Annotated in this window: 12 protein-coding genes; 10 read left to right on the top strand and 2 right to left on the bottom strand. The window is 40.1% G+C overall.

Features of this window, described 5'->3' with window-relative positions:
- Window positions 1-29 precede the first annotated feature (29 nt).
- The 10 genes from J3U91_RS01560 (at window position 30) to J3U91_RS01605 (ending at window position 13,776) form a co-directional block, all read left to right on the top strand.
- The gene (locus J3U91_RS01560) at window positions 30-1,730 is read left to right on the top strand and encodes a phospho-sugar mutase (protein WP_002818166.1); all 1,701 of its coding nucleotides are present in this window, start codon (window positions 30-32) and stop codon (window positions 1,728-1,730) included.
- Window positions 1,731-1,951: 221 nt separating this feature from the next.
- The gene (locus J3U91_RS01565) at window positions 1,952-2,509 is read left to right on the top strand and encodes a cysteine hydrolase family protein (protein WP_002818167.1); all 558 of its coding nucleotides are present in this window, start codon (window positions 1,952-1,954) and stop codon (window positions 2,507-2,509) included.
- A gap of 265 nt (window positions 2,510-2,774) precedes the next feature.
- Window positions 2,775-3,953, top strand: a complete 1,179-nt coding sequence (locus tag J3U91_RS01570) for an NAD(P) transhydrogenase subunit alpha (protein WP_002818168.1) — start codon at window positions 2,775-2,777, stop codon at window positions 3,951-3,953.
- Complete coding sequence (locus J3U91_RS01575; protein WP_002818169.1) at window positions 3,953-4,261, top strand: NAD(P) transhydrogenase subunit alpha part 2; 309 nt, start codon at window positions 3,953-3,955, stop codon at window positions 4,259-4,261. Before J3U91_RS01570 ends, J3U91_RS01575 begins: the two co-directional genes overlap by 1 nt.
- Complete coding sequence (locus J3U91_RS01580; protein WP_002818171.1) at window positions 4,258-5,670, top strand: NAD(P)(+) transhydrogenase (Re/Si-specific) subunit beta; 1,413 nt, start codon at window positions 4,258-4,260, stop codon at window positions 5,668-5,670. Before J3U91_RS01575 ends, J3U91_RS01580 begins: the two co-directional genes overlap by 4 nt.
- 112 nt (window positions 5,671-5,782) lie before the next feature.
- Window positions 5,783-7,804, top strand: a complete 2,022-nt coding sequence (uvrB, locus tag J3U91_RS01585; protein WP_002818172.1) for an excinuclease ABC subunit UvrB — start codon at window positions 5,783-5,785, stop codon at window positions 7,802-7,804.
- Between the two features lie 84 nt (window positions 7,805-7,888).
- Window positions 7,889-8,620 carry an SDR family NAD(P)-dependent oxidoreductase gene (locus J3U91_RS01590; protein WP_002818173.1) on the top strand — a complete coding sequence of 244 codons (732 nt, stop codon included), beginning with the start codon at window positions 7,889-7,891 and terminating at the stop codon, window positions 8,618-8,620.
- Window positions 8,621-8,714: 94 nt separating this feature from the next.
- Window positions 8,715-11,573 carry an excinuclease ABC subunit UvrA gene (gene uvrA, locus J3U91_RS01595; protein WP_002818174.1) on the top strand — a complete coding sequence of 953 codons (2,859 nt, stop codon included), beginning with the start codon at window positions 8,715-8,717 and terminating at the stop codon, window positions 11,571-11,573.
- Between the two features lie 137 nt (window positions 11,574-11,710).
- The gene (locus J3U91_RS01600) at window positions 11,711-12,133 is read left to right on the top strand and encodes an NAD(P)H-binding protein (protein WP_002818175.1); all 423 of its coding nucleotides are present in this window, start codon (window positions 11,711-11,713) and stop codon (window positions 12,131-12,133) included.
- A 371-nt stretch (window positions 12,134-12,504) separates the two neighbouring features.
- Complete coding sequence (locus J3U91_RS01605; RefSeq protein WP_002817869.1) at window positions 12,505-13,776, top strand: solute carrier family 23 protein; 1,272 nt, start codon at window positions 12,505-12,507, stop codon at window positions 13,774-13,776.
- Between the two features lie 22 nt (window positions 13,777-13,798).
- On the opposite strand, the gene J3U91_RS01610 is transcribed toward J3U91_RS01605, so the two are convergent.
- Window positions 13,799-14,179 (bottom strand): MmcQ/YjbR family DNA-binding protein, encoded by a 381-nt coding sequence (locus J3U91_RS01610; RefSeq protein ID WP_002817868.1) that lies wholly within the window; start codon window positions 14,177-14,179, stop codon window positions 13,799-13,801.
- Between the two features lie 103 nt (window positions 14,180-14,282).
- On the bottom strand, window positions 14,283-15,143 hold the full coding sequence (locus J3U91_RS01615; protein WP_002818179.1) for an N-acetylmuramoyl-L-alanine amidase family protein: 861 nt from the start codon (window positions 15,141-15,143) through the stop codon (window positions 14,283-14,285).
- Between the last annotated feature and the right edge of the window lie 309 nt (window positions 15,144-15,452).

Consider the following 15,452-nt stretch of genomic DNA (forward strand, 5'->3'; position numbering starts at 1 on the left):
TTTAACCAAGAAAAATTTACAATGATGATATGGTGAAAGAAAAAACAATCCAAGAAAAAATAAAAGACTGGGAAGTCGCGGATCTTCCGGAGGATTTGCGACTGGAATTTGCTAATTCCAGTCAATCTCAACTAGAAGATGCTTTTTATCAGGATCTTAATTTTGGTACGGCCGGAATGCGTGGCTTGTTGGGCGTCGGTACCAATCGGATGAATATTTATACAGTTGCCCAAACAACCGAAGCTTTGGCCCGGCATATGGAAAAACAGGGAGAAAGCGCAAAACAGCGTGGCGTGGTGATTTCCGGTGATTCGAGAATCAATTCGGAATTATTTAAAAAAATATCTGCCGAAGTGCTAAGAGCGCACGGGATTACGGTTTATCTATTCAATGGCCCGCATCCGACTCCGGAATTGAGTTTTGCTGTAATGCATCTGCATACCTATGCCGGAATTATGATTACAGCCAGTCACAATAGCAAAGAATATAACGGTTACAAGTTATATGGAGAAGATGGTGGCCAGCTGCCGCCAAAACCTGCCGATGAAATCGTTAGAGAACGTCAGGAAGTTACGGATATTTTTCATATCAAAAAAGTTTCCGGCGGTATTAAAAAGATTGGTTCTGAAATCGATAAAGAATACCTGAATCAGGTTAAAACAATTCCGATTAATCGTGATTTGATTAAAAAATGGGGAGACAAATTAACGATTAGCTTCACGCCGCTGCACGGTGCTGGCGGTGATCTTGGCTCAAAAGCGCTTAAAGAGGCCGGTTTTAACAAAATATTGACTGTTAAAGAACAATTCAAACCGGACGGCACTTTTCCGACGGTTAAGTATCCAAATCCGGAATTCCATGAAGTCTTCAAAATTTCTGAAAGTTATGGAGCAGATGTTGAATTAGCAGTCGATCCCGATTCTGATCGAATGGGAGTCGGTTATCGAACAAAGGACGGTTCCTATAATTACCTGACTGGAAATCAAATTGCTGCTCTGATGGTTAATTATATTTTAACGGCCCAGCAGAAGGCCGGAACTTTGCCAAAAAATGGTGCGATTGTCACTTCGATTGTCTCTTCGAATTTGCCGGAACTAATTGCCAAATCGTTTAAAGTTAAACAATTCACTGTTTTAACCGGTTTTAAATACATTGCCGATAAAATTGTTGAATTTGACAAGAAACAGAATTACAGCTTTGAATTCGGTTTTGAAGAATCCTACGGTTTTTTGATTAAACCCTTTGTTCACGATAAAGATGCCATTCAGGCAATCACGCTGATGTCCGAATTGGCTGCTTATTATAAAGACCGCGGCATGACGATCGGTGATGGTTTGGACGAAATTCATGCTAAGTTTGGTGCCTTTGCCGAGGAAACCAAAGCGACTGAATTTCCTGGCGAGAAGGGCCAAGAAGAAATGACTGCCGTCATGACCAAGTTTAGAAATCGTGGACCAAAAGAAATCGGTAATTTAAAGATTAATCTCGTTGAAGATAACGATCTGCGGATTGCAAAAGATTTGAATACCGGAGCAACCAAAAAAATCTCGCTTCCAAGGGCCAATGTTATCAAATATTGGCTTGAAGACGGTTCATGGGTTGCTCTTCGACCATCCGGTACCGAACCAAAATTAAAAGTGTATATTGGAGCGAAAGGCGAAAATATGAGTTCGGCTAATAAACGTTTGGATTATCTTCAGACCGAACTTGAGAAACTTTTGAAAAAATAAAAATAGATATTAACAGTAAAAAAAGTCTCATATAAACGAGACTTTTTATTTGGAATAAATTATAGGATATTTGCTTTTGAAGTTGTTTTTGCTTGAAGAAATAAATAATAAAGCAGGTCTAAAAATGATTTAATCAAATTTTTAAAGTAAAAAAAGCATTTGCCACAGATTTTATAATGACTATAATTAATGAAAATATTCGGATAGATAGAGGAGAATTAATGGCGAAAAACGAAGCATTATTAATTATTGATTACACAAATGACTTTGTTTCTGATAAAGGAGCACTGACTTGTGGTAGGGCCGGACAGTTCTTAGCCGATCCAATCGTGACTTTGGCTGATAAAATCCATAAAAGCAATGGCTGGGTCATTTTACCAACGGATCTTCACAAAAAGGATGATCCGTATCACCCGGAAACAAAACTATTTCCGGCGCATAATTTAAAAAACAGTTGGGGAAGGCAGCTTTACGGTAAAGTAGCGTCTTGGTATCAAGAAAATAAAGATGATCAGAAAGTTTATATGTACGACAAAACACGCTACAGTGCTTTTGCCGGTACTGATCTCGACATACGTTTACGCGAACGCAATATCGATACTTTGCATTTGGCCGGTGTTTGCACAGATATTTGCGTTTTACATACTGCTGTCGATGCCTATGATTTGAATTATAGGATTGTTATCCACGAACAAACCGTTGCGACTCTCACTCAATCCGGACAAAATTGGGCTTTAAATCATTTTGAAAATGTTCTCGGCGCCAAGGCAATCGACTGATTAATAAAATCAAACTTTTTGCAAAAAATAACTCGAAATTGTTTTTATTTTATTTAAAGTTTGAAAAACAGAATATGTTTGACATACATTCGAAAGAATTCTCTATTTTTGAAAAAGCAAACGAGGCGATTGGGTCAAGACAATAAAATATATTTTTTATTCAAACGATAAAAAGCTTTTTTATTGCCTTTAATGTTATAAAATAAGTAGTCGTGAAAACGTTTGCAAGAAATTGCGACGAAAGGTGAATCGTGAAAGGAGTTTTATGGCAATTGTAGTTTCCGCTCTAAAAGAAGCTGCTGGTGAGAATCGTGTCGCATTGACCCCCGATGTTGTCGCCAAGCTGGTTAAGAGCAATTTTGATGTTGTTATCGAAAAAGGAGCCGGAGAAAAAGCATTTTATTCCGATGATGTTTATAAGAGTGCCGGCGCCAAGTTGTCAACCAGAACAGATGCTTTAAAAGCAGATATCGTGACGGTCGTCAACGAACCGTCGACGGCAACTTTAAACAAATTGACGAAAGGTCAAACAATTATTGGGATGTTGAATCCTTTGGGGGACAAAAAAGCAGTTGAAAGTTTAGCGAAGGCCGGAGTTACTTCTTTAGCTTTCGAACTGCTTCCACGAACGGTTTCCCGCGCCCAAAATTTGGATGCAAATTCATCGCAAAAATCGATTGCAGGATACAAAGCAGCTTTGTTGGCTGCTGATACTTATCCGCAATATTTTCCGATGATGATGACGGCGGCCGGAACGGCTCGTCCGGCTAAAGTACTTGTTATTGGCGCAGCTGTCGCTGGTTTGCAGGCAATCGGAACTGCTCATCGTTTGGGGGCGGTAGTTTCCGGCTACGATATCCGTGAGGATGCTCGCGGCCAGGTTGAATCCTTAGGAGCAACGGCTTTGATTTCCGGCGTTCAGGTGAAAGATGAAAATGGCTATGCTCGTGCTTTGACAACAGATGAGAAGAAAGCGCAGCAGACTGAACTGGAAGGCTTTATTGCTGAAAATAATGTCATTATCACTACAGCTCAAGTACCTGGTGGAAAGCCTCCGGTCGTGGTTTCCAAAAAAGCTGTAGATAATGCTAAAGCCGGAACAGTCTTCATCGATCTTGGTTCGTCAGCTCTCGGCGGTAATGTTGAAGGTTCCAAGCCTGGAGAGACAGTAGTAACTAAAAGCGGTGCTTTGATTGTGGGCGCCGGTGATTTGGCAAGTCGTTTGCCAAAATCTTCCTCTGACATGTATGCGAAAAACGTTCAAAATACAATTAATTACATTATCAAGGATGGAAAAATTTTGCTCGATTTGGACGATGATGTTCTAACTGATCTCGTTGCTACTTACAAAGGAGAGATTTCTTCCAACTTCTTACGGAGTCGATTTGGTTTGGAAAAACGTGTTGCTCAGAAAAAGACGGAAGATAAAAAGGAGGCTGAATAATGAGTGAAGAATTATATGCCAATTTAGCGATCTTTGTTTTGAGTTTGCTGGTCGGTTTTGAAGTTATGTCGAAGATCCCTTCTACCTTGCAAACGCCGATGATGTCGGGAGCAAATGCGATTCATGGAGTTGTTGTCGTGGGTGCTTTTGCGATTGCCGCCAAAGCTAATAATTGGCTTCTCTATATTCTGGTCTTCTTTGCTGCCTTATTTGCCGCAATCAATGTTTCCGGAGGCTATACAGTCACGGATCGTATGTTGGGCATGTTTGATCGCAAACCATCCGACAAAAAGGAGGCAGATAAATGAGTACTTTAGAAACGATCGCCTCTTTGGTTTATCTTGTTTCGGCATTTTGTTATGTGATCGGTGTTCACTTAATGCGTAGTCCAAAGACTGCTAAAAATGGTAACCGTCTATCATTCGTCGGAATGATTTTAGCCGTTATTATGATTCTGTTTCAATTAATCAGTTCCGGAAGGGTTCAAGCGACTGCATGGATTGTGTTGCTGGCTGGCCTGCTGCTTGGAATAATTTATGGTGTTATGCGGGCCAGAAAAGTTCCAATGACTGATGTCCCGCAACTTGTTTCTTTGTTTAATGCCGTTGGTGGCGGTGCTGCTGCTGTTATTGGTGTTTTTGATTATGTAACTGCATCCGGTCATTTAAGCCTTATTTTATCAATTCCGGTTGTTTTGGATGTAATCATTGGTGGAATTACTTTCTCCGGTTCTTTGATTGCAACTGGTAAACTTTCCGGAAAAGTTTCCGGGAAACCAATTAATTTCCCTGGTGCAAAAGTGATCAATATTTTGGTTGTAATTGCAATTGTAATTGCTGCCTTTCTGATGATTTCTGGTACGGAAAATCCTTGGTATCTTTTGTTGGCTTTGTTTGCCAGCCTGATTTTCGGTCTGTTGATGACTCTGCCGATTGGTGGTGCTGACATGCCGGTGGTTGTTTCTTTACTGAATGCTTTTACTGGTTTAGCAGTGGCTTTTGCCGGCTTTGTAATTGATAATCAGGTTTTGATTATTGCTGGTGCTTTAGTTGGTGCCGCCGGTACAATCTTGACCCTGCAAATGGCCGATGCAATGAACCGTTCGGTGGCGAATATTTTGGCTGGTGGTTTTGGAACCGGCGATTCGGAGTCTTCTTCGGCCTCCGATGGAGCCCCGGTTAAAGTTACAGAAACTTCGGCTGATGATATTGGCCTTCAGCTGGCTTATGCTCACAATGTGATGATTGTTCCCGGTTATGGGCTTGCTGCCGCCCAGGCACAACATGAAGTGGCCGAATTGGCAAAACTGTTGACTGATAATGGCATTAATGTTGACTATGCGATTCACCCGGTTGCTGGTCGTATGCCGGGACACATGAATGTTTTACTGGCTGATGTCAATGTTCCTTATGACCAGCTGAAACAGCTTGATGGTGCAAATTCAATGTTTACCAATACGGACGTTTCTTTGGTAATTGGTGCAAACGATGTTACCAATCCGTTGGCTCGCGAGTCCGGTAATCCAATTTCTGGAATGCCAATCCTCGATGTTGACAAGTCAAAATCGGTTGTTGTTATTAAGCGTTCAATGAGCACTGGTTACGCCGGCGTTCAAAATCCGTTATTCTCCTTGGATAACACAAAAATGTTCTTCGCCGATGCCAAGAAAGGTCTTCAGGACATTATCGCTTCGACAAAAGAATATATTAATCAATAATTGATTAATATAAATATTATTAAAATCGTCTTTTACTGAAGACGATTTTTTTATTGTTTCTGTGAGATTATTTTCCTTTAAGCCAAATAATGGAAAATGAGATAATAGGGGTATGAAATTAGAGACGCGTTTGCCTGGAAAATTTAAATTGCACAGTAATTATCAGCCGACTGGTGACCAGCCAACTGCTATTAATCAATTGATTGAAGGAGTTAACAAGGGTACCAAAGAACAAGTTTTGCTTGGAGCGACCGGAACCGGAAAAACTTTTACGATTTCGAATGTTATCGCGTCTGTTAACAAACCAACTTTGATTCTTTCTCATAATAAGACTTTGGCAGGCCAACTTTACGGCGAAATGAAAGAGTTTTTCCCGGAAAATGCTGTTGAGTATTTTGTTTCTTATTATGACTATTATCAACCGGAAGCCTATGTTCCATCATCCGATACTTACATTGAAAAAGATGCCAGTATTAACGATGAAATTGATAAGTTGCGTAATAGTGCCACCAGTAGTTTGCTCTCGCGAAACGACACAATTGTTGTTGCTTCGGTTTCCTCGATTTTTGGTTTGGGCGATCCGCATCAATATAAAGATCACGTGATCAGTTTACGGACCGGAGATGAATATGGCCGTAACAATTTAATGCGCCATTTGATAGATATCCAATATGTACGCAACGATATCGACTTTGCCCGAGGGACCTTTAGAGTTCGCGGGGATGTTGTTGAAATATTCCCTGCTTCCGAAGATGAGAAGGCAATCCGTGTAGAATTTTTCGGCGACGAAATTGATCGCATTCGGGAAATTAATCCTTTGACCGGCGAAATTTTATTGGAAGATGATTTTATTTCAATTTTCCCAGCCAAACATTTTATGACCAATGACAATATTCTTAAAAGCGCGACCGATGGTATTCGCCAGGAAATGGAAGAATGCGTTAAAAAATTCGAGCAGCAAGGAAAATTGTTGGAAGCACAGCGTCTAAAACAGCGAACCGAGTATGATATCGAAATGCTGTTGGAAATGGGTTATACCAATGGGATTGAGAATTATTCCCGCTGGATGGATGGTCGCAAACAAGGCGAACCCCCGTTTACTTTGCTTGATTTCTTTCCGAAGGATTTCCTGCTGGTTGTTGATGAAAGTCATGTGACAATGCCACAGGTCCGGGGGATGTATAACGGCGATCAAGCCCGTAAAAAAACCCTGGTCGACTATGGTTTTCGTTTGCCGTCCGCTTTGGATAACCGACCGTTAAAGTTATCCGAATTCGAACAACATGTAAATCAAGTCATTTATATGTCTGCAACACCGGGCGATTATGAATTATCTAGAGTAACTCCCGATAATATTGCCGAACAGATAATTAGGCCGACTGGACTGCTTGATCCGGAAATAGAAGTTCGTCCGATCCGAGGACAGATCGATGATTTGCTTGGCGAGATTAATGCCCGGGCTGCTAAAAACGAACGTGTTTTTATTACGACTTTGACGAAACGAATGTCTGAGGATTTGACAACTTATCTAAAGGAAAGCGGAGTTAAGGTTCAATATTTGCATAGTGATATTAAAACGCTTGAAAGGACTGAAGTTATTAGAAACTTGCGCCTGGGCAAGTTTGATGCTTTGGTTGGAATTAATCTGCTGCGTGAGGGATTGGATGTTCCTGAAGTCAGTTTGGTTGCCATTTTGGATGCCGATAAAGACGGTTTTCTTCGCAACGAACGATCATTAATCCAGACAATTGGTCGTGCCGCCCGTAATTCCAATGGACACGTTATTATGTATGCCGATGTTGTAACGGAAAATATGCAAAAAGCGATCGATGAAACGGCCCGTCGTCGTCGGATCCAAATTAAATATAATGAAGAGCACAATATAACACCGACGACAATCAAAAAAGAGATTCGCGGTTCGATTGCAATTTCCCACGAAGTTCAATCGGCCGATGAGTCTAAGCTTGATCTGACCAAAGTTGCTTTCGCTGACATGCCGATCAAAGATCAAAAAGAGATGGTTGGGAACCTGACCAAACAGATGAAAAGTGCTGCCAAGCGAATGGATTTCGAAGAAGCAGCTCAATTGCGTGATTCGATTCTGGAATTAAAAACTGAGATGAAGAAAAAATAGTTTTAATCTTAAACGATCGATAAGCTGATAAAATTATATTAGTTAGTTAACTTATTCACAACTAACAGAAAAAGAGGTAAGCCGATGTTTGATCGTTTAAAAGGCAAAGTTGCAATTGTTACAGGCGGAAATAGTGGTATTGGCAAAGCAATAGCGGCTGATTTTATCGCTGAAGGCGCAAAGGTTGTGATTACTGGTCGGAATCAGGAAAAAGGCCGGCAGACAGCCCTTGAAATCGCCGGCGACATCTTGTTTATTCAGCAGGATGTTAGTCAAGAGGCGGATTGGCAAAAGGTGATTAGCAAAACAATTGAAAAATTTGGTAAATTTGATATTTTAGTCAACAATGCCGGAGTTGGTGGGGTTGGAAAGCCCCTGGCAGAGATGTCTTTATCCGAATTTAATTGGACGCAATCGATTAATTTGTCGGGGAACTTTCTTGGAATTCATTTCGCTTTGAATAAAATGACCGAGCCCGGATCGATTATCGATGTATCTTCGGCGGCTGGCTTACGCGGTTTTCCCGGAGCTGCCGACTATTCGGCTTCCAAGGGCGGTACGCGTTTATTAACGAGAGCAGCCGCTCTGGAAGCACTTCAAATGGGCAAAAAGATTCGCGTAAATTCAATTCATCCTGGCTGGATCGATAGGGATATTGTTCCCAAGGACATGCGCGAGCAGGTGATTGCTATGACACCGATGCACCATTTAGGACAACCAAAAGATATTGCTAAATTGGCCACTTATCTTGCTTCTGATGAAAGCGAGTATACTACCGGATCCGAATTAGCTGCCGATGGTGGTTTAATGGCTTGATTTTTTTAATTCTCATAGCGCATATAAAACAAGGTTTTTAAAAAGGGAACTAATGTTCGCCTTTTTTGTATGCAAATGCCTTAAAATGTAATTTATGGCGAATAAATATATTTCCATTCGTGGGGCCCGCTCTCACAATTTAAAAAATATCGATGTTGATATTCCACGAGACAGTTTGACTGTCTTGACAGGCTTATCAGGATCAGGCAAATCGAGTTTGGCTTTCGATACTTTATATGCTGAAGGTCAACGCCGCTACGTCCAGAGCCTTTCGGCATATGCCAGGCAGTTTTTGGGACAGATGGAAAAACCGGATGTCGACTCGATCGAAGGCCTTTCGCCGGCGATTTCAATCGACCAAAAAACGACTAACAATAATCCACGTTCGACAGTTGGTACTGTCACCGAAATTAATGATTATCTGCGTTTACTATTTGCCCGAATCGGTAGACCGGACGCACCAAAAGACGGCACGATTGTTCTTTACACAGTCGATCAAATGGTTGAACGAACTTTGAAACTTGGCCAAGGATCAAGACTGCAAATATTTGCTCCAATTATTGAAAAACTGGCAGGAACTCATGAACAGTCTTTGAAAAATGCAAAAAAACTCGGTTACATTCGAGCAAGAATCGATGGCAAAATTGTTGAACTGGATAATCTTGATGATTTAAAACTCGATCGTGAAACAAAACATACGATCGAAATTATGATCGATCGAATTATTTTAAAAGACGGTATTCGTTCCCGCTTGTTTGATGCAATGGAAGCAGCAACCAGAATTGCCGATGGTCAGGTTGTTGTCGAACAGGTCGATGGTCCGAAAATGAAGTTTTCCGATCATTACTCCGGCGCTTTGAAAGATTTCCGGGTTGGACGATTGGAACCAAGACTTTTTTCTTTCAATGCGCCGACTGGAGCTTGCGAAACTTGTCAAGGTCTTGGTGTTTTACGTGAAGTCGACACCGATCTGGTTATTCCAGATGACAGCCTTACAATTCGTCAAGGAGCAGTTGCTCCTTGGAATCCGATTTCTTCTAATTACTATCCGGAAATGCTTTCTCAATTTGCCGAACAGAACGGGATTGATCAGGATACTCCTTGGCATAAGCTTCCAAAAAGACAGCGTAATTTGATTCTTAATGGTGCCGGAAAAAAGGTCTTTCACTTCCATTATGAAAATGACTTTGGTGGTGTTCGCGATACTGATACTGAATTTGAAGGTGTTTTGAATAATATCAAACGTCGTTTTACCGATTCCAATTCTGAATTTACGCGTGGAGTTATGAGCCAATACATGGATGAGATGAAATGCCCAGATTGTGGCGGTTATCGTCTTAATCTGGCAGCTTTATCAGTTAAAATCGATCACAAAAATATTGGTCAGGTAGCTGAAATGGCTGTGACCGACGAGTTGGCTTTTTTTAAAGCTTTGAAACTTGGTCCAAATGATCAAGAAATTGCGGCTCCGATTGTTAAAGAAATTTCTGATCGTCTAGGTTTTTTGGTATCTGTTGGTCTTGGATATCTTACTTTGAGCCGTTCGGCTGGAACTCTTTCTGGTGGAGAAAGTCAACGAATTCGTTTGGCAACTCAAATTGGATCGAATTTATCCGGAGTTCTCTATGTTCTTGATGAACCGTCGATTGGTCTTCACCAGCGTGATAACGATCGTTTATTGAATTCTTTAAAACAGATGCGCGATTTAGGTAACACTTTAGTTGTTGTCGAACACGATGAGGACACAATGCGGGCAGCTGATTATCTAATCGATATTGGGCCTGGTGCCGGCGATCAAGGCGGAAAAGTAATGGCAGCTGGGACGCCGAAACAGGTCGAACGAACAAAAAAATCAATTACCGGCCAATATTTGTCTGGGAAAAAGTTTATTCCGGTTCCAAAAGAACGGCGCCAAGGCAATGGCAAATTTGTTGAAATTTTTGGAGCTGCCGAAAATAATTTGAAAAAAATCAACGTTAAGTTTCCGCTCGGCAAATTTATTGCTGTAACTGGGGTTTCTGGTTCGGGAAAATCTACCTTGGTTAATTCAATATTAAAACGCGCCCTAAAACAGAAATTAAATGGTAACTCTGAGAAAGCCGGTGCTTATAAATCGATTAGTGGCTACGAAGAAATTGAAAAAGTTATCGATATCGACCAATCGCCGATTGGCCGTACCCCACGGTCGAATCCGGCTACTTATACCGGAGTTTTCGATGATATCCGAGGATTGTTCGCTCAAACAAATGAAGCGAAGATGCGCGGCTATGCGAAGGGTCGTTTTTCATTCAATGTTAAAGGCGGTCGTTGTGAAAATTGTCAGGGTGATGGAATTATCAAGATTGAAATGAATTTTCTTCCGGATGTCTATGTTACCTGTGAAGTTTGTGGTGGCACCCGCTATAATTCCGAAACGCTCGAAGTTACCTATAAAGGGAAAAATATTGCTCAGGTTCTTGATATGACAGTTGATGAGGCTTTGCCTTTCTTTTCAGCAATTCCTAAAATAGCCCGTAAATTAAAAACCATCCAAGATGTTGGTCTTGGCTATATTCAATTGGGCCAATCGGCAACAACTCTTTCCGGCGGAGAAGCCCAAAGAATGAAATTAGCCAGTGAATTGCATCGGATTCAGTCCGGAAAAAATTTTTATATTTTAGATGAACCGACAACCGGACTTCATACCGATGATATCAAGCGTCTTTTGAGTGTACTTCATCGATTGGTTGATGCCGGCAATACTGTGCTTGTAATTGAACATAACCTGGATGTTATCAAAACATCCGATTGGGTTATTGATCTTGGTCCCGAAGGGGGCGAGGCCGGCGGCATGGTTATCGCCACCGGTACGCCGGAACATATTGTCAATGTAAAGAAATCATATACAGGACAGTATCTGGCTCCGATTATGAAACGGGACGAAGCGCGAGAAGCGGCTTTGACAAGCCCTTAACTTTTGAAGCGTAGAATAGTATTTAGAATAGTTTTATTTTATTGCTGTAAATTTTTGGGTGGCGATTAAACTATTCGTTTGGTTTTAATTAATTTGATTTTACATTTTTAATTAACAGGAAAACGAAGGTTTATAAAATGAAGATTGCTATCATTGGTACAACGGGAATGGCCGGTCGTGCAGTTTATAAAGAAGCGCTTATACGCGGACATCAGGTGACGGGGTTCGTTCGTAATCCTGAAAGGGCCGTCAAGCTTTTAGGAAAGGGCAATTTTATCAAGAAGAGTATCTACCAAATTGCATCGGTTAACCTTGCTGATTTTGATGTTGTGATCAATGCTTTTGCTAATCATGAAAACCCAATTGAAAATTTTGATGCTTTGGCCCATTTATTAAGAGTTGCCCGTGGTTTGAAAACCCGTTTTATTTTCTTGCTGGGTGCTGCTTCCTTGGAAAGACAGGATGGCAAGATGCTTCTGGACTCTCTTTCTGAGCTTCCTAACAATGAGGCATGGATTCGTGAGCCGAGATATGGCGTCGATGAACTATATGTTTTGTAACATGATAATGAAGGTGTCAATTGGACAGCGATTTCTCCGCAACAGGATTTTTTAAATGGTCCAAAGTCGGAATATATTACCGGACGTAATAATTTGATTTATGCTGCTGACGGAAAGTCTCATATAAGCACTGGAAATATGGCTACGGCAATTCTTAACGAGATCGAGGAGCCCCGTTTTATTAATCAACGATTTACAGTTGGTGATAAATAACGCTTGACAAGTCATGATTGTCCTGCTTTAATTAATCCCAGTGCGAAATTTTAGAAAACAATCATTCGGATTTTTTTGAACGCAATCATTGCCCATTCGTTGGGTAATGGTTGCGTTTTTTCTTAATTAGCACAATTTTTTGGGAGGAATAATAAATCATGGAAGAGAAACGATCAAATGGAGCGATTTATGATGTTTATGAACGCCCGCCGTTTCCGATGTTATTCGGTTTAAGTTTGCAGCATCTATTCAGTATGTTTGGTGCTACGGTTTTAGTGCCCCTTGTTGTTGGATTAAATCCTGGTGTTGCGATTTTCTCTTCCGGGGTCGGCACGCTTTTACATATGTTGATTACCCGAGGCAAAATACCAGCTTATATGGGTTCTAGTTTTGCTTTTGTTATTCCAATGACAAGCCTAATGAAGTCCTTTGGTTATCCAGCGGTTGCCCAGGGTGTCTTCTCAGTTGGAATTATTTATCTGATTGTTGCTTTGATTGTTGCTAAGGCAGGGTCAGCCTGGATTGATAAGATCTTTCCACCGGCTGTCGTTGGCCCAATCGTTATGGTGATTGGTCTTTCGTTAGCTGGTTCGGCAGCGACTAATGCAACGATTAATTCTGCCACGAATAAATATGAAATTAAAATTTTTATTGTCGCTTTATTAACTTTGGCGGCAACAATTTTCTATAACATGTACTTCAAGGGTTTTCTTGGCATGATCCCGGTTTTGCTTGGCATTATTACCGGATATATTTTTGCGATTATTTTCGGCCTGGTTGATTTTCAATCGGTTGCCCAGGCTCACTGGTTCGCTTTGCCGAACTTTAATTCTTTATTTGCAAGCAAAAAACTTTATCCTTCGGCAATCCTTGATATGGCCCCCTTGGCTTTGGTCACAATTTCCGAACACTTGGGGCATATTATGGTTTTGAATAAAATTACTGGTCGTAATTTTTTCAGGGATCCTGGTCTTAATAAAACTTTAGCCGGAGATGGAACTGCTTCGATTGCCGCATCTTTGGTTGGCGGGCCTTCGGTTACTTCTTATGGCGAAAATATTGGTGTTATGCAGATGAGTAAGGTCTACTCGGTTTGGGTAATTGGTGGTGCGGCCGTACTCGCTGTCCTCTTAAGTTTTGTCGGCAAACTGTCTGCTTTGATTCAAACAATTCCCGGTGCTGTAATCGGTGGAGTTGGCTTCATGCTCTATGGTGTAATCGCAGCAGCTGGTCTACAGATTATTGTTGATAACAAAGTCGATTATTCAAAGAAACGCAACTTGATGATTGCAGCCCCAATTTTGGTTATTGGGATTGGAAATTTTGATCTTCAGTTGGGCAATCTGGAATTCACCGGAGTTGCGATGGCGACAGTGATCGGTATTGTATTGAACCTGGTTCTGCCGAAAGTTGCTGCATCTGAGAAATAAAGACTTGAAAAAAAGAATCCATTTACTTGGGTTCTTTTTTTGATGATGATAAAAACTGTAATTTGGTCTTTTTAGGCAACTGATTATAGACACACTTATATGATCCTTTCAATAATCCCTGTAATTCGATTAAAGAAATTTTTCCTTGAGCTTTGTCCAAGACAATTGAATTCCAATGTTTTTTATTAACATGGAAACCAGGAATTATAAAGGGATAAATTTCACGCAACTCAAGGTTGGTCGAAGGAAGATTTTTAAAAGTCAAATATTTTTGGTTCATTAAAGCGAAAAAGTGGCCAGCCAGGTCAAAATATAAAAGCTGCCAATCGTTACGCCAATAAATCTTTGCATTCGGCAGGCTTTTTCCAAAATCGATTATTTCTTTTTTAAATTCAAAGTCCAAATTTGGTTTTTAAAAAATAGGTTGAAAAGATAAAAAGCTTCAACTTATTTACACTTTCTTTTTTATATTTGATTTGATGATTTTACGCTTGTATATAATTGTTTTAATTGAAGTAACTAGTTAAACTTTTTGTGACATCATTTGCAACTTTTTGTTGATAGGATGATTTTTGAATATAACTAAAGTCATAATCGCTGTCCATAAAGCCCATTTCTACAAGAATAGCCGGTCTTTTGTTATCTCTGAGGACTTCAAAATTTCCAAAGGAAACACCGCGGTTATACAAAGGCAAATTATTGAATTGTTTATCTATCGTTGAAGCAAAACTGTTGGCGTTGTGATGATATTTAAACACTTCATAACCTTCGGCTGCATTTTGTTCGCCGGCTGAATTAAAATGAAAGCTAATATAGATATTGGCTTTAACCCGATTCGATAAAGCTGGTCGAGAAGCTAGAGCAACGGTTTTATTCGTATGCCTTGTCATTATTACGTGAACGTTTTTTGCCTTCAGTAATTTGTAAACCTTTAAAGCAGTTCTTAAAGTATATGTTTTTTCCATCGCTCCATTGCTTGCCTGAGTTCCGGAATCAACTCCTCCATGCCCTGGATCGAGAACAATCGTTGCCTCGGCTAAACGTCCAGCATTTTTGGCGTTATAATTTTTCTTTTGAATCAGCCAGGAGGCAACCCAACCTTTTTGCGAACCGATCTCAACTTGCCACCAATCGGTATTGTTGTTTTTCTTCAATACTTTTATTTTTTGATCTTTTTTTAAACGTTCGATTATTTTTGATTTTGGCGAGGGCGAAGCATCTAGATTTATTGATTTAGCCTTAATTACAGGTTCGGAAAAATATTCATTCAGTTTATAGGCGAAAATGCCAATGATTCCCAACAATAGCAGGCCGATGATTCCAAAAAAAATTTGCTTTTGATTAAATTTAACGGATATTTTTTTCATCTTTTCTTTCCATGATATGAATGAAACAAATCATTGTTTCCAAGTAATTTTTATATCCCCAGAATTAACTCAATTCATTTTGACATCCCAAAACGATACATAAACATATTATTCCAATTGAAACTATTTTTCAGTTTTTTGAAAAAAGTTGTTTCTTTTTGGAAAATATATAGTTCAGTAAAATCTTTTTCCTGTACTTATGAAAATAAAAATGGACTTATTCATAGTGTCTTATTAATCGGAAAAGATTCGATGGTCTCCGCTGCGGAAGTATTTTTTATATTTTTTCCGAAATTTTTCATTATTTAC

Origin of the sequence: Oenococcus oeni (genome assembly GCF_020510245.1) — a bacterium.
GTDB lineage: Bacteria > Bacillota > Bacilli > Lactobacillales > Lactobacillaceae > Oenococcus > Oenococcus oeni.

Bases quoted from the DNA above. Each gene is read 5' to 3' on its own strand.
- J3U91_RS01560 (WP_002818166.1), top strand. From the start codon at position 30: ATGGTGAAAGAAAAAACAATCCAAGAAAAAATAAAAGACTGGGAAGTC.
- J3U91_RS01565 (WP_002818167.1), top strand. From the start codon at position 1,952: ATGGCGAAAAACGAAGCATTATTAATTATTGATTACACAAATGACTTT.
- J3U91_RS01570 (WP_002818168.1), top strand. From the start codon at position 2,775: ATGGCAATTGTAGTTTCCGCTCTAAAAGAAGCTGCTGGTGAGAATCGT.
- J3U91_RS01575 (WP_002818169.1), top strand. From the start codon at position 3,953: ATGAGTGAAGAATTATATGCCAATTTAGCGATCTTTGTTTTGAGTTTG.
- J3U91_RS01580 (WP_002818171.1), top strand. From the start codon at position 4,258: ATGAGTACTTTAGAAACGATCGCCTCTTTGGTTTATCTTGTTTCGGCA.
- uvrB (WP_002818172.1), top strand. From the start codon at position 5,783: ATGAAATTAGAGACGCGTTTGCCTGGAAAATTTAAATTGCACAGTAAT.
- J3U91_RS01590 (WP_002818173.1), top strand. From the start codon at position 7,889: ATGTTTGATCGTTTAAAAGGCAAAGTTGCAATTGTTACAGGCGGAAAT.
- uvrA (WP_002818174.1), top strand. From the start codon at position 8,715: ATGGCGAATAAATATATTTCCATTCGTGGGGCCCGCTCTCACAATTTA.
- J3U91_RS01600 (WP_002818175.1), top strand. From the start codon at position 11,711: ATGAAGATTGCTATCATTGGTACAACGGGAATGGCCGGTCGTGCAGTT.
- J3U91_RS01605 (WP_002817869.1), top strand. From the start codon at position 12,505: ATGGAAGAGAAACGATCAAATGGAGCGATTTATGATGTTTATGAACGC.
- J3U91_RS01615 (WP_002818179.1), bottom strand. From the start codon at position 15,143: ATGAAAAAAATATCCGTTAAATTTAATCAAAAGCAAATTTTTTTTGGA.